This window comes from Sabulibacter ruber (assembly GCF_017355955.1).
Lineage (GTDB): Bacteria > Bacteroidota > Bacteroidia > Cytophagales > Hymenobacteraceae > Nibribacter > Nibribacter ruber_A.
In genome coordinates this window covers 2,661,976-2,677,276 of sequence record NZ_JAFFID010000001.1, presented here as the reverse complement: position 1 = coordinate 2,677,276, position 15,301 = coordinate 2,661,976, and the positions used below count along the sequence as shown (strand labels likewise).

The 15,301-nt window shown below is 51.7% G+C and carries 9 protein-coding genes; 6 read left to right on the top strand and 3 right to left on the bottom strand.

The window, feature by feature from the left end:
- Nucleotides 1-9: 9 nt before the first annotated feature.
- Both JT719_RS10960 and JT719_RS10955 read left to right on the top strand, forming a co-directional pair.
- Complete coding sequence (locus tag JT719_RS10960; RefSeq protein WP_207433088.1) at nt 10-717, top strand: exonuclease domain-containing protein; 708 nt, start codon at nt 10-12, stop codon at nt 715-717.
- Nucleotides 714-2,618 carry a DUF294 nucleotidyltransferase-like domain-containing protein gene (locus tag JT719_RS10955; protein WP_207433086.1) on the top strand — a complete coding sequence of 635 codons (1,905 nt, stop codon included), beginning with the start codon at nt 714-716 and terminating at the stop codon, nt 2,616-2,618. Before JT719_RS10960 ends, JT719_RS10955 begins: the two co-directional genes overlap by 4 nt.
- A gap of 589 nt (nt 2,619-3,207) precedes the next feature.
- On the opposite strand, the gene JT719_RS10950 is transcribed toward JT719_RS10955, so the two are convergent.
- Nucleotides 3,208-3,897 (bottom strand): HAD family hydrolase, encoded by a 690-nt coding sequence (locus JT719_RS10950; protein ID WP_207433079.1) that lies wholly within the window; start codon nt 3,895-3,897, stop codon nt 3,208-3,210.
- A 176-nt stretch (nt 3,898-4,073) separates the two neighbouring features.
- Between JT719_RS10950 and JT719_RS10945 the strand changes: the two genes are divergently transcribed.
- Nucleotides 4,074-4,535 (top strand): GNAT family N-acetyltransferase, encoded by a 462-nt coding sequence (locus JT719_RS10945; RefSeq protein ID WP_207433078.1) that lies wholly within the window; start codon nt 4,074-4,076, stop codon nt 4,533-4,535.
- 170 nt (nt 4,536-4,705) lie between these two features.
- Here JT719_RS10945 and JT719_RS10940 read toward each other — a convergent pair whose 3' ends face one another.
- A complete protein-coding gene (locus JT719_RS10940; protein ID WP_207433076.1) occupies nt 4,706-6,091 on the bottom strand; it encodes an aldehyde dehydrogenase in 1,386 nt (461 codons plus the stop codon).
- Between the two features lie 282 nt (nt 6,092-6,373).
- Between JT719_RS10940 and JT719_RS10935 the strand changes: the two genes are divergently transcribed.
- On the top strand, nt 6,374-6,859 hold the full coding sequence (locus JT719_RS10935) for a hypothetical protein (protein WP_207433075.1): 486 nt from the start codon (nt 6,374-6,376) through the stop codon (nt 6,857-6,859).
- Between the two features lie 175 nt (nt 6,860-7,034).
- Here JT719_RS10935 and JT719_RS10930 read toward each other — a convergent pair whose 3' ends face one another.
- Complete coding sequence (locus tag JT719_RS10930; protein WP_207433074.1) at nt 7,035-13,403, bottom strand: T9SS type A sorting domain-containing protein; 6,369 nt, start codon at nt 13,401-13,403, stop codon at nt 7,035-7,037.
- A gap of 466 nt (nt 13,404-13,869) precedes the next feature.
- Between JT719_RS10930 and JT719_RS10925 the strand changes: the two genes are divergently transcribed.
- Nucleotides 13,870-14,241 (top strand): DMT family protein, encoded by a 372-nt coding sequence (locus JT719_RS10925; RefSeq protein WP_207433073.1) that lies wholly within the window; start codon nt 13,870-13,872, stop codon nt 14,239-14,241.
- A gap of 54 nt (nt 14,242-14,295) precedes the next feature.
- Entirely contained in the window at nt 14,296-15,288 is a 993-nt protein-coding gene (locus tag JT719_RS10920; protein ID WP_207433072.1) for an AAA family ATPase, read from the top strand.
- The last annotated feature ends 13 nt before the right edge of the window (nt 15,289-15,301 follow it).

Genomic DNA, 15,301 nt, shown 5'->3' with positions numbered 1-15,301 from the left:
CATCCACGCGTGAAAGATCACCTGCTGTTCATAGACATTGAATCTTCTGGGTTGCCGCAGAACTGGGAGGCTCCGTACTCAGATGAAAATAGCTGGCCCCATACCGTACAGGTAGCCTGGATTGTCTACACCAAAGAAGGGCAGGAGGTGAAGCGGGAAGACCATTACATCCGCCCCGAGGGATTTGAGGTCCAGCCTTCTTCCATTGCCGTGCACCATCTCATCCCGGAGTTCCTGAACGCCAACGGAAAGAGTAGGGGCGAGGTGCTGGCCCTTTTGCAAACCGATCTGCAGCATTACCAACCCATGGTGGTGGGGCACTTCATGGAGTTTGACTATCACGTGCTCAGCGCCGATTTTTTCCGCGAAGGGCTGCCCAGTCCGTTCACAGGACTGCCTAGTTTCTGCACCATGGCGGCATCGTCTGAGTTGATCCGGTTGCCGCACCGCAAGTACCTTCGCCTGGGCGAGCTGTACACGTATCTGTTTCATAGAGCCCTGCAAGACCAGCACAACGCCGTAGTGGATGCCAGTGCAACCGCCGAGTGTTATTTTGAGTTAAGGAAACGACGGGTAATTACAGATGGCGTAGTAAACAGGCAGCAGAAAAACCGGAAAACTACCCCCAAAACGCAAACCAAACCTAAACGGGCCCTGTGGCTTCTTTGGGTATTGGGAGCATTAATCACGTTTCTACTACTTTTTTATTGGCTATGAACCGTCTACAATTTCTGAAGAGCGTAAAGCCATTCCATTTGCTAGGTGACGATGTACTGTTAGGAGTGACTGACCTTCTGGAAGAAGTCACCTATTCCAAAGACACCGTGATCTACCATCAGGAAGCCACCAAACTACGAGGGGTGGACATGATTGTGGAAGGAGAATATGAATCGTTTTTCTACGATAGCGCCCAAAACAAACGGGTGCTGGAGCATCACGGGCCCGGCTATTGCTACGGCGGCGTTTCCATGCTGCTCAACCGCAAGAAATCACTGCGCACCGTCATCGCCAAGAAAGGAACGGTGGTGTACCATCTGCCCAAGAAAGACTTCAGGGCGCTGGCGAAGGCAAACGAGAACTTCCTGCACTACTTCACGCACGAGTTTGCCATTAGAATGCTCAACGAGGAGTTCGCGCATTTTGTGAAGCGGCCCACTTCGTTTGAAGAAAACTACATTGCCACCGACCAGTTGTATTCCCGCCGCATTGAAAGCGTGGAGTACCGTGACATTGTGACCTGTGCCAGTACGGCCCCCATCTACACCGCGGCTCGCCTCATGGCCGAAAACAAGACCAGCTGCATCTTCGTGAAGAACGAAGTGGGGCAGATTGTGGGTTACATCACAGACATTACTCTGCGCGACAACGTGGTGGCCGCCCAGGAAGACGTGCGCGGGCAGGTGCGCGAGATCATGGACAACCCCATTGTGTCCATCCGGAAAGACGCCTACGTGTATGAGGCCATTCTACTCATGTTCCGTACCAAGACGCGCTATCTGCTCATTGAGGAAGACGGCGAGTACGTGGGCATGATTAGCCGGAGCAAGCTGTTGAGCGACCAGGCGCAGTCGCCGTTCGTGTTCATCCAGTCCGTGAAATTGGCGCGGTCGGTGAACGAGCTGCGGAGCAAATGGCAACAGGTCCCCGAGATTGTGATGCAGTTGCTCCTGCGTGGGGCCAAGCCCGAGATCATCAACCAGGTCATCACCACCGTGGCCGATACCATTGCGCAGAAAGTGATTGAGGAAGCGATTGCCATCTGCGGGCCGGCCCCGGCCAAGTTCGTGTTCATGGTGCTGGGCAGCGAGGGCCGCAAAGAACAAACCCTCAAAACCGACCAGGACAACGCCATCGTCTACGAAGACAAAGCCAACGAGCAGCGCGAACTGGTGCGCGAGTACTTCCTGAAATTTGCGGAGATGGTTTCTGAGAAGCTGGATTACATTGGCTTCAGTTATTGCACCGGCGGGTACATGGCCAAAAACCCCAAGTGGACGCACTCGCTCTCGCACTGGAAACGCAATTACCACGAGTGGATGCAGGAGATTGTGCCAGAGACGGCCATCAAGTTCTCCACCTTCTTTGACTGCCGCTACATTTACGGCGATGAAAGCATTATGCAGGAACTGGTGTCTTTCCTGGACGAGGAACTCCAGAAACCCATGCCGCGCCTGTTCTTTCACATGGCCAAAAACGCCCTGCAATATGAGCCACCGCTCACCTTCTTCAAAAACATAAAAACGTTTACTAAGGGCTCGCAGCAGGTGATTGACATCAAGAAAGCCATGACACCCATTGTGGATCTGGTGCGGGTGTACGCCCTGCAGAACCGCATCTTCAAAACCAACACCGGTGAGCGCATCCAGGCCCTGGCCGAGCTGGGCGTCTTCTCAGAAACGCAGTGGCAGGAGTTGCAGCAGTCTTACTATTACCTCATGGGACTTCGGCTGAGGAAACAGGCCAGCCAGATCATGCACGATAAGAGCGAACCAGACAACTACCTGGACCTGAACAGCCTCACCAAAATTGAGCAGGTCACCCTCAAAGAGATCTTCCGGACCATCAGCGACTTCCAGTTGGGTATCAAGGTGCAGTTCACCAACAGCCTGTTTGGGTAAGAAAGCAAAAAGCGATTCGGGCCTATTTTCTGGGAAACAGGCCCGAATCGCTTTATTGTTTTTCTATCTGCGCTGCTCCTAATCTGCCCTCCGCTGGCGCGAGCGTCCCGCTCGTGTCCGCACGCATTGCCGCTCTCTATATCTCCTCTATGACACATGCGATCAAAGTTCCCTCTATGGCGCGGAAGTTACTTCCGTGACTTGCGATCAAAGGTCACGGGAGTAAATCCACGTCATAGTGGTAGTAACGTTGGGGCATCCATAACAAGTAATTTACTCCCCTATTGTCATCCTGAAAGGATCTTGAGCACTAACAGTAAAACCGCTTCCTCAACGCTTTTCTAGTTCGCCAACAAGATCTTTCCAAGATGACAGGGCTGGCTGGTGAGCGATGGGAGAAGAGCCAGAAGGCTGAAGTTCAGAAAAGAGAAGCGAAGACTGCTCAGCAATGCGTGCGGACACGAGCGGGACGCTCGCGCCAGCGACAGTAGTGCTTAAGCCTCCTCCCCAACGAAAGTGCTGCTGAAATCTCCGTCAGTAACAAAACTCCGGATTTAGCCTGGTTTTCAGAAAACAGGCTCTAAACAGCTTAGCTCTTAATCTTTTCTTTTCTGGTGAATAGCTTATCCAGTTCAGGGGCGGTGTAGTCTTCCACAAAACCCACAATGTTGTCATAGTCCGGAAATTCATCCCGCGCGTGCATGGTGGTGATGACCAGGCAGTCCATGCCGGCGTTAAGTGCCGCCTCTACACCTTTGGGCGCATCTTCAAACACCAGGCAATCTTCTGGGGCAATGTCTAGTTCTTCGGCGGCTTTCAGGAAGGTCTCGGGGTGGGGTTTGCTTTTGGTCACGTCATCGGCGCTGATCAGGGCGTCAAAGTAGTGCCTGATGTCCAGGTTATCCACCGTGAAATCTATGTTGAAGGTAATAGCCGCCGTGGCAATGGCCATTTTGATGTTGTGCTCCTTCGCTTTCGCCAGGAAATCATCCAGGCCGTTGATGAGCCTGAGGTGCGAGATATATTCTTTCTGGTAGGCTTTCTCTTTTTCCATGGAAATGCAGTCAGCCTCTTCCGGCGAGAAATGGCCTTCCCCGAAGAGGCGGTCCAGCACCTCGCTGTTCTTGCCGTACATCTGGGCCTTTACCTCGTCCCAGGTGAAAGAGGCTTTCAGGTCATTATTGAGGATGTGGTGCCAGGCCTTGGTGTGAAATTCCATGTCGTTGATCATGGTGCCGTTCATGTCAAACAGAAAGGCTTTGTAAGAGGAAGTAGTCATGTACTGAAGCGTTTACGTCAAGGTGTTACATACGAGGCTTTGCCCTGAATGCGGCGGTAAGTTAAGGTTTAATTTTTAAGGCAATTGTGCAGATAGGTTCCTCCTAGGTAGGCACGAAGGTGAAAACCGAGTTAAAGATTGGTGCTTTGGCCCGGAACCTCTAGTTTCGCGGCATTATGGAGTTTACCATCATCACCAAGGCGTTTGAGGAGCTCAAGCCCCAGGAACTATATGATTTGTTGCAGTTGAGAAGTGCCGTTTTTGTGGTGGAGCAGAACTGTGTGTTCCTGGACCCCGATGGCCTGGATAACCAATGCCAGCATCTCCTGTTTTACCGGGGCACCACGCTGGAGGCCTACGCGCGCCTGGTGCCGGCCGGAGTGTCTTACCCAGAGCTTTCCATTGGTCGCATCATTACCAGCGCCGCCTCCCGCGGTACCGGGCTGGGACACAAACTGGTGCAGAAAGCCATTGAAGAAACGCATCGCATCTTTGGGCCGGGAGCCATCAAGATTGGGGCGCAGCTGTACGCCAAGAAATTCTATGAGCGTTTCGGGTTTGTGCAGTCCAGCGACGTGTATGACGAAGACGGCATTGACCACATCAAAATGATCAGAGCGGCGGAAGAGCCTGCGTAACCATTGTAATCACAGGAAGGTGTTTTAGGACTGTTTTTACGGAAGCAGGCCTAAAACACCTTTTTGCTTTGCTGCGCTTCGGCCGTGTAAGGCAAACGGTTCTTCTATCTATTTCTGTTTCCGGCTTGTTTCAGCAAAATCAGGCTTAAAAGGGAAGATGCTTTCTCTGGCTAAATCCACCGGAAAGCTCTTCTCATCCAGTTGAATTTGCTGGCGTACGGCGGATACCGCAAAGGCATGTCTGGTTTAGACGGCTTTTGCAGCACACTTTTCTGGTGCGAGAACGCTTCAAAACTGGCTTTGCCGTGGTAATTGCCGTAGCCGCTGGTGCCCACCCCACCAAACGGCAGATACGGATTGGCCAGGTGCGAGACGGTGTCATTGATACAAGCCCCACCCGAGGAGGTCTGCGTCAGGACCATTTCCTTGGCGTTTTTGTCATTGGTGAAGAAATACAGAGCCAACGGTTTGGGACGCGCGTTCACCTGCTGGATAGCTTCCGGCAGAAACCGGTAGGTCAAAACCGGTAACAGCGGCCCGAAAATCTCTTCCTGCATGATGGGCTGGTCCCAGGTAATGTTAGAAAGCAGGGTAGGGGCAATGTAACGGGAGCTGGCATCGGTTTCCCCGCCGACGTAAACGGTAACGCCCTCCAGTAAGCCTTTAAGCCGCTGAAAGTGACGGTCATTAATGATGCGGGCAAAATCTGGGCTTTGGGCCGGGTTGGTGCCGTAAAATTCCTTAATGGTAGAAGCCAGCTGTTCCAGCAAGGGAGCTTCCACCGTTTCCTGCACCAGAAGGTAATCTGGCGCTACGCAGGTTTGGCCTGCGTTGATGAACTTGCCCCAGACAATGCGCTTGGCCACCACTGCCAGATCAGCTGTTTCATCAATAATACAGGGGCTTTTCCCGCCCAGTTCCAGCGTGACCGGAATCAGTTGCTTGGCCGCCGCCTGCGCCACAATCTTACCCACCGGTACGCTGCCCGTGAAAAAGATCTTGTCAAGCGGCTGTTCCAGCAAGGCCTGGCTCACCTCGGGGCCGCCTTGTACCACGGTGATGTACTCAGGCGGGAAATGTTCCTGCAGCAGACGGGCCGTGAGTTGGCTGGTGGCCGGTGTCAGTTCAGAGGGTTTCAGAATGGCGCAGCAACCCGCGGCAATGGCTCCCAGCATAGGCGACAGGGTTAACTGAAACGGGTAATTCCAGGCGCCAATGACCAGTGCCACGCCGTACGGCTCAGGGTAGATGTAGTCTTTAGACGGAAAGTTCAGGAAGCTTGACTTCACCTTCTTGGGCTTCACCCACTTGCGCAGGTGCTTGGTCAGGAACTTGATCTCAGACAGCAGAATGGCAATCTCTGTAGCGAAGGTCTCAAACGGCGGCTTCCCAAAATCGGCTGCCAGAGCCGCTATAATGGCTTTTTCTTCTTTCTGGATGGCTTTCTGCAGGCGGTGCAGCATCCGCAACCGGAACTCCAGCGGGCGGGTTTGCCCCGTTGCGAAAAAAGCCTTCTGTTGCTGAACCAGTTGATCCGGTGGCGGTGGTGTGGTCATTGGAGTCTCTGTTTTATCTCTTTCCACTTGTATACTCCTGTCGGTCTAAAAAGGCTAAGACGCAGGCAGCAGCAAGAAACTTGTTGCAGGTAATGGGGCCTTTAAACCCAAAGAATAGTAAAAACTAGTTTTTAGGCTATTTTTGCCAAACCGGCCCAAGACGCAAAATAACCTTTAAAGTTTCTCTTTTTTACTGTGCACTTTTTGAAACTGACACGTAAAAAGGAAACTATAAAATTTGGGCAAACAGCTTTTTTAGACAGTATTTAAAACAAAACAGGCATGGCACCACGCGGCAGTTACGACGACGAATATGGTTATGATGACGATGATTTCAACAATAACCATTTTGATGATGAATTCTCTTTAGACGACGATGACGATTTCAACGATGATGACGTCTTAGGAGGAAGAAGAGGCTTTGGCGCAGATGACGACGAGGAAGTGAACCTACCGTACGAAGGGGAGCTTTTCAATGAGATGCTGAGCAAGCTGCACGGCACGCTCATCATGTACGGCGAGGATGATCCGGCGCTGATGGACCTGCAGGCGGAACTTCTGCAAATTGACACTGACAAGATGGGCTCGTCTACCGATGACATGTTCTACTTGGAGGAGGCCAGTCAGATTGCCAAGGTCCTGAAGAGTCATATCAACGCATCACCCAAAATCAAAGAGATCCACGACAACTTCATGAAGGACATCACCCGTTTCAGCGATGAGTCCGCCGAAGGGCACGCAGGGGATTATTACCTGGACGAGGAATAGAAAAACACACCCTATAGTTGGGAGAAAAAAGAGGAGGCTTTCTGTCAAAGCCTCCTCTTTTTTTGCCTGTTTTTCCAGAAATACTTCCAAAACACAGAAGGAGATGGGCAAGTGGTTAAAACAAAGAAGCGGCTCCAAAAGGGGCCGCTTCTTTGTTTTGTATGGTAAGCAAAGATTACCGTTTCACTACTCTGGTTACCGTTTCAGCGTCGGCGGTTTTGATCTTCACCAGGTAGGTGCCGGCTGCCACGTTGGTCAGGTCCAGGGTCTGTACTGAGCCTCCTTCCGCTTCCTGGGTTTTCACCAGGCGACCGTCCAGGGCAAACACCGTGATGGTTACCTTTGAGGCCGTGAGCGAAGTCAGATCCAGGTTCACCACATCAGTGGTTGGGTTAGGATAGGCTTTCACTGTCACAGTTGGAGCGGAGACTGCTTTTGTCTGTACTGCCACGGTTTTGCTGTACTCAGACTTGCCGTCAAAGTCTACCTGTTTCAGGCGGTAGTAGATGGTGCCCGCCGGAGTTTTGCTGTCCAGGAAGCTGTAGTCCAGGCGCACGCTGCTGTTGCCGTTTCCTTTCACCTGCCCGATGGTCCCGAAGTTCTTGCCGTCTGTGCTGCGCTCTACCTGAAAGTAGGCATTGTCTTTCTCAGAGGCCGTGGCCCAGGCCAGCAATACGCCGTCTTTCTGCGTCTTGGCGGTGAAGCTTATCAAGGTCACCGGAAGCGGAGTTGCCAGGTCGTTCATACGGGCCGCATACTCATAGGTGTCTTTGCTGCCTGGTTTCAGAACCAACTGTTGCGTCACCGGCGAGCCTCCGCCTTCATAGTCAAACAAATCCACCAGGCCGTCAAGGTCAGAGTCTTTGTAATATTGGTTGCCAGGAATCAGGAAGGCAAACGTGCCGTTCACTCTTTCCAGCCAGTTCGGGATACCGTTGTTGTTGCTGTCAACCGTGGTGTAGTAACCTTTACCGGTTTTGGCCTCAAACGCCGCGGCCCGGGTTTTGTAGTCACTCAGAGTAACGCCATCCTGGTTATCGTCCAGAGCCTCCACAAAGTCTTCGTATTGGTCATTGTCGCTGTTGGTGTCACGGTAATCTGGCAGGTCGGTGCCGTCTGTGTTCACAATTGCCACCGCCGTTCCGTTAGTGCCGCAGCCGCAGGAAACATCATATGCGTTGTCTAAACCGTCATGGTCGCTGTCTGAGCCGGTGCGGGCCGTAAACCCGTGGGTAGACTGGGCTTCCACGTTATCCAGAAGACCGTCGTTGTCTGAATCTGTGTCCTGGAAGTCTTTGTAGCCGTCACCGTCGGTGTCTGGGTTCGGGAGTTTCACCTTTCCGTCACTGCCCAGTACCGCCAGCGGAATACCAAACTCGTTTACATCTCCGGTGAAGGTTCCGGTGGCTGGGTTGTACCCGGCCGGGGCTACGCCGCCGTTGGCCTCAATGGCATTCGGGATTCCGTCTCCGTCAATATCAATGTCATATCCTCTGATAAGGCCGTCCAGATCAATATCGAACGCGTCATGGATGTCATCATTGTTCACATCTTTGAAAGCTCCGTATACCGGGTGCACGAAGTCTCTGTCCAGGAAGTTGTAGATGCCATCACGGTCATCGTCGCCGGTTGGGTTCACCGCGCCGGGCTCTGTGATGATGCCGTCATTGTTGTCGTCCAGGTCATCTACATCGGCCACGCGGTCATTGTCCCAGTCGCCGGATATCACATAGGCGATAGGAGTTTCGCTTACCCCGCCGGTCGCATCGGTGGTTTTGATGGTCAGGTTATACGTGCCTGGTATCAGTCTGAATTTGTTGTCTACCTCTAACGTTCCGTTACTTTCCAGACGCATACCGGCAGGTAGGGTGCCGTTGCTGATCACAGCGCTTTGGATCGGGCCGTCCGGGTCGGTGATCTCGGCAATGTGGTCACCTGTGTTGAAGAAGAACATGTGCTTGTTGGTGAGCAGCACCTGCGCTGTTGCCTCTCTGTCCTGCACCTCAAAAATCACCGCCGTGCTGTTGTTGCCATCCTTTGTATTGCCGCCGTTGGGGTCGAATTCATTTCCGGCTGTTTTGAAACCATAGCTGTTCAGGATACCCGAAGTAATTGGTTGGGCTTTGAATGTAAGTGTCTTGGTCTCGTTCACCTTGATGGTGTCTATGGTCCAGGTACCGGTGGAAGGATCAATAGTTCCGGCAGATGCTTGGCCGCTGCCTGGCACCAAGGTTACCCCAGGAGCAACATGCGCCGACACCACTACTCTGGTTGCTGGGTCTGGTCCATTGTTGGTGGCCGTGATGGTCACCATGTATTGACCGTTTACATAGTAAGGTCCTGCTTCAATAAAACTTGCTATGGCCACATCGGCGGTTTTCTGAACGGAGATCTGGGCAGTGGCGCTGTTGTTGGCCGCGTTGCTGTCATATTCATTGGCCGCTTTCACAGAGGCTGTGGTGGTGTAAGTGGCACCGTTGGTAGGTTTCACGGTCAGCACCATGGATTGGGTTGCGCCCGCTAAAAGGTCTGTGCCCAAAGTCCAGATACCAGTGGCTGGGTCATAGTTCCCCACCGATGGAGTCGCACTTACTAGGGTCAGACCGGCCGGCAGTACATCCTCAATCTTCACCCCGGTAGCCGCGTCTGTGCTATTATTTTTCACGGTAACGGTGAAGGTGGTTTTCTGACCGTTGTAGTAAGGGCCCTCGGCAACGGTATTGGTTACCTGCAGATCTGCCACAGGAACTACGTTCAATAAGGCTACTGCTTTGTTGTTCTCCAGATTGAGGTCGGTTTGGTCAAGGGAAGCGATGCGACCTCCCAGGTTAAGGCGGCCGGTAGTGTTAGGAGTCCCTTTCACCACTAAGGTCACAGACTGACCTGGATCCAGGACAGGGATGATCCATTTGCCGGTTTTGGGGTCATATTCCTTGTCCTGCTCTGCGGAGGTGATGTCAATGGTTCCGGTGCGGGTGTCAAAACCTACCAGGTTAGTGGCTCTGTCCGGGCCGTTATTGGCCACGGTCAAGGTGAAGGTAGCCTGTGTAATTCCTTTGTAGAAGACACCGTTTACATCTCCGGTCACAGCCACGCTAACCGAAGGGTCTGCTGCCTTTTGCACGGTGAAGGTAGAAGAAGCGGTGTTATTACCTGTATTGGAATCAACCTCAACTCCTGTTCTCTTAGAAGCCGTAAAGGTGTATTCTTTGCTGCCAGTCACCGTATGATCAGCGTTTGGCACTACTACCAGGTTCATGCCGGTAAAGCTGCCGGAAGCCAGGCTACCCAGCGTCCAGATGCCGGTGGCCGCGTCATAGGTTCCTACTTTAGGGGTCGCGCTCACCAAGGTGAAACCGGCAGGTATAAGTGAGTTGATAGACACTCCTGTGGCTGCATCAGGACCTACGTTGTCTACCCGTACTCCCAAGGTAATCGGTTTACCCGTGTAGTATGGGCCATCGGATATGCCGGTGGTTACCTTAATGTCAGCGGTAATGGTGCCAGAGCCGGAGGTGATGGAGTTTGAGGCGCTGTTGTTTCCGTTGGTATTGTCGTACTCAGTGTGGGTCTGGGTAGCCGTAGTCGTGATAATGGCGCTTTGGTTTATCTTACCCACCAAAGTGAGGGTGGCAGAAGCTCCGCTGGCCAGGGTTCCCACAGACCAGGTTCCTTTATCGGCATCATAGGTGCCGGTGCCGCTGGAATTAGTTGCTCTTACGAACGTCAATGAAGCCGGGAGCTTGTCTGTAATAGAAACGTTGGTGGCAGTGCTCGGTCCGTTGTTGGTAACCGTTACGGTATAGGTCACTTCTTCGCCGTTGCTGTAGCTGGTTTTAATTGGAGAGGTAACCACGTTGGTCACGGCAACATCGGCGGTAGGCTTCACCGTGATGGTACTGCTGGCTGTGTTGTTGCTGGCCTGGGCATCATACTCAGTATGGGTCTGGGACGAAGTTACCGTTACAGAGCCGGTTACGGTAGGCCGCGCCGTGATGGTGAGTGTCTGAGACCCGCTTGTGACAATGGATCCCACATTCCAGGTGCCGGTAGCAGCATTAAACGTTCCTGCACTGGCAGTATGTCCTGTGATGGTTAAACCTGCTGGTAATTGGTTGGCCACAGAAACATTGGTGGCATTGTTAGGACCGTTGTTGATTGCTGTGATGGTGTACGTGATGGCATCTCCCTGCCCAGGGTTAGGATTGGAAACCACGTTGTTGACCGCTACATCAGCCGAAGGCAGGACGGTAATAGTATTGGACATGGTGTTGTTGCTGCTGTTCAGGTCCAGTTCACTGCTGGTTCTGCTGCCCAAAGTTGCTGTAGTGGTATGCGTTCCCTGCAGGGAGGCTCTGGCGGTCAGGATCAAGGTTTTCGTCTCGTTCAAAGCCAGATTGCCTACGGTCCAGACACCGGTAGAAGCGTCATATCCGGCTGGGGCGGTTCCTTCCAGGGTTAGCCCAGAGGGAAGTTTATCCAGGACAGTCACTCCCGTGGCAGCATTAGGACCAAGGTTCTGAGCCGTGATAGTATAAGTAACCAACTCTCCGTTATAGTAGCTGGTTTTTGGGACCGTGTTGGTTACCGCAATATCAGCGGCGGGCTGTACCGTGATAGTAGCCGATGCACTGTTGTTGGAGGCAATATTGTCTGCCTCGGTGTGGGTTTGAGAAGCTGTGGAAGTAATTGCTCCTATTACCAATGGCTTGGCAGTGATAGTTAAGGTCCTAGACGCGCCGTTAGCCAGGGTTCCTACGGTCCAGATACCGGTGCTGCTGTTGTAAACGGCGTCAGAAGAGCTAACGAACTGTAATTTGGAGGCGTCTAGTTTGTCTGTCACTACAATGTTTGTAGCTGGTAGGGGACCGTTGTTGGTAACGGTAACGGTGTAGGTGAATTCTTTCCCGATGGCGTACGGAGCCGTAGCCGCGGTATTGGTCACGGCCACGTCTGCGCTACAGTCATAGTTGAAAGTAGTGGTTTGCTGGCTGGAGCCCGTGTAACCGTAGGTCCAGGTATTAACGGTCTTCAAGTCACCGGCGGTAGTGGTAGAAGTTCCCCAACGGTGCACTCCATTGGTAGAAACAACCCCGAACAACTCAGTTTGAGGGGTTGGGAAGGTAGAAGTAGGGAGGTTGGAGTCATCCCAGAAAAGGAGTCCGTCATAGTTAGATCCTGCAAGTGGTCTTACATCCTGCACCCTGAAACCATCCAGGTTTTTCTCTGCGTCCCATACCGGAAAATGCACCGGGGCGCTACCGTTCCGGAAGTAGTAATTCAATGTGGTGTTTTTGGCTACTACCTGACCTAAGCCGTTCAGGCCGTTCCATTCCACCGCACGCGTTCCTCTGGCTCCCGACGATTGCAGCAAAACGTCGGCGGTTCCTGGTTGGTAACCATCTACTCCGTTCAGGTTGATCAGCACGATAAAGGTGCTGCTCTCAGAGGTGTTGAGGTTGAAAATGGCTTTACCGCCGTTGGTGCTGGTATTGCAGCTGTTGTTGATGGAAACGGTGAAGGTTGGAGCAGCGGCGCTGGGCCAGATGCTTTCATCTGGATTGTTCACGAAGTTGAAAAGCTCCGGGTAGTCTAATTGGCTGGTCTGGCTTTTCCTTCTTTCCTCTGCGGTTGCACCGGCAGCGGTAGTGGAGCCGAAACGGTTGGTCACAAACCGGAAGAAGTTCTGCGGGGCAATACCGGCCAGTTCAATCTTCTTCACAAAGAATTTACCTGTCTGATCCTCACTCGGAATAAGGGGGTACATGTTGAAGTCTCTGGAGAAAACGTTGTCTGTGCCGCCGGCCGAGAAAGACCACAGCTTGCTGCGCATACGACCCTGTCTTTCTGCCCCGTTAGCATCAATCACCGTGAAATCCCACAGGTCATAGACGGAGAAACGGCGGCCGTCATCTGTCCAGCTAGATTCCCCTGCCTGGGTGAATTCAACATAGTAGTCCTGGTCTACTCCGGTGGTGTTGGTGATGCTCAAGGGAGTGTAGCCGTTCGTGACCGCTGCATATGTTCCTTTAGCGGGTCTGTTTGGGCCATTGTTAACCTCGGTGGCATTGTTAATCACCCCAGTTTGATTGGCTACTAAAAGCATGCTCCTGGTAGAGCTGGTATTGGCTCTTAAGGTATTGGATTGCGAGTAGGAAGCATCATCTACGCCATCTAAACCGGTGCGCCGAAGGGTAATGGTTAAATCAGTCTGGTTAGCAGAAGTTTGGTCATGTACAGCCCGGCGTACCCCGTAATAAAGCGTTTCGCCAGCTTTTACTCTAATGTAAAGCCGGTGATCTTTGGAATACGTAGCGCCGTTCCGGCTGAATCCAGCCGGTTTCAGGAAGCTAAGGGAGGTGATGGCTACTCCTGAAGCACTAGGAAAGTTAGCATCATGGGCTAGATACCCGGCCTTATCGTTGTTGGCACTGGTAAGGGGATCTGAAGACCTGTTTGGTGTCAACTGCTTTGATCCTTCCCCATACATGGTGAATGGGAGCAGGATCAGGGCAAGTAACAAGAATCGTAACTTCTGGACCATAAACTTTAGTTTTGATTAATCTTTCATGCCTGCCAGCTTTTTCCAGAAACGACATTGGCTGAAACTGCACTTAAGTCAGCCCTTGTCTATTCTTTAATCATCTGACAGTGCAAAATTCTGATCTATCGTTCTTGTAAAATGAATATTTCGGTGGAGCTGGAATTGTAGTCGGTGAAATAAAGAGGCCGTAGATGAATAGGGCTATTCACCGGTTGAATTGCGTATTTCAACAGTTTAAATAAACTACTATAAATCTGATTAACTGACTGTTAGAGAAAGAAGGTGAGCCGTTAGAGCTTTGTGTTTGAATTTATTTAAGAATAATTATAAAACAGGTTGTTAGCTAACTCAAAAGCCTTGGAAGTTGGATTGGTAATTAGTTGGAGTTGAGTACCTTGCTTGCGTGGGTGCACAGGGTGTTAAGTCTTTTGAGGAGAGTTATATTTGTGTTTACCTCTATACAGATATGAAATCATTTTACACCATCTTTTTGCTCTGCCTTTCTAACCTGTTCATGACGTTTGCCTGGTACGGGCACCTGCAATTCAAAAAGATAAGTGCGTTACAGAAACTGGGATTGGTAAGCGTTATACTGATTAGTTGGGGATTGGCGTTCTTTGAGTATATTTTTCAGGTACCAGCCAATAAAATTGGCTTCAGGGAGAACGGAGGACCCTTTTCTTTGTTTGAACTGAAAATACTGCAAGAGGTAATCTCTCTTATGGTCTTCACGCTGGTAACAGTGTATGTCTTCAGGACAGAGAGATTCGCCTGGAACCATTTGGTGGGATTCGGCCTATTGGTGCTGGCGGTTTTCTTTGTGTTTAAGAAATGGTAGACCCAGAGTATGCAAGAGAATGGTTACCTTAGCCAATTCGTAACGAAAGAATAGATGCAAACGGAAGAACTCTCCTATCAGGAAAAGATACGCGAGCACCAGTTGAAGATAAAGCAGGTGTTCAGAGAGATGAGTAAAGTGGTAGTAGGGCAGCAGTACATGGTGAACCGCTTGCTTATTGGCCTGTTTACCAACGGGCATATACTATTGGAAGGTGTTCCTGGTCTGGCCAAGACGTTGACCATTAATACCTTGGCCAAAGTGCTGCACCTGAATTTTCAACGGATACAGTTTACCCCAGACTTGTTGCCCTCAGACTTGATTGGCACCATGATCTACAATCAAAGCTCCTCTGCCTTTGAAGTAAAGAAAGGTCCTATCTTCGCCAATCTGGTGCTAGCCGATGAGGTGAACCGCTCGCCGGCCAAGGTACAGTCTGCGCTTTTGGAGGCCATGCAGGAAAAACAGGTAACCATTGGGGAGAAGACCTATCGGCTGGATTTGCCCTTCTTAGTACTGGCAACTCAGAACCCGGTAGAGCAGGAGGGAACCTATCCGTTGCCAGAGGCCCAGGTAGACCGTTTCATGATGAAGGTTTACGTAGACTATCTGTCCAAGACCGATGAACTGGAGGTGATGCGACGCATGTCCAATCTGTCTTACAGCAGCACCGTGAACACCATCCTGACCAAACAGGATATCTTTGACATCAGGAACGAGATAAACCAGGTGCAGATCTCCGAGACGTTGGAGCGCTATATCATTGAGCTGGTCTTCGCCACCCGCCGCCCGGCGGATTATGAGTTGACTGATTTTGCGCAGTACCTGCAGTTTGGCGTGTCGCCAAGGGCCAGCATTGCCCTGAACCTGGCCGCCAAGGCAGTCGCTTTCTTTGACGAGCGCGACTATGTTTTGCCGGAGGATATCAAAGAGATCGCCTCAGACGTGCTGAGCCACCGGGTTATCCTGAACTATGAGGCCGAGGCAGACAACGTGCAGACCAAGGACTTTGTGGAAGCCATCCTCCGGAAAGTGCCCATCAGTTAAGAAGATACTTAAG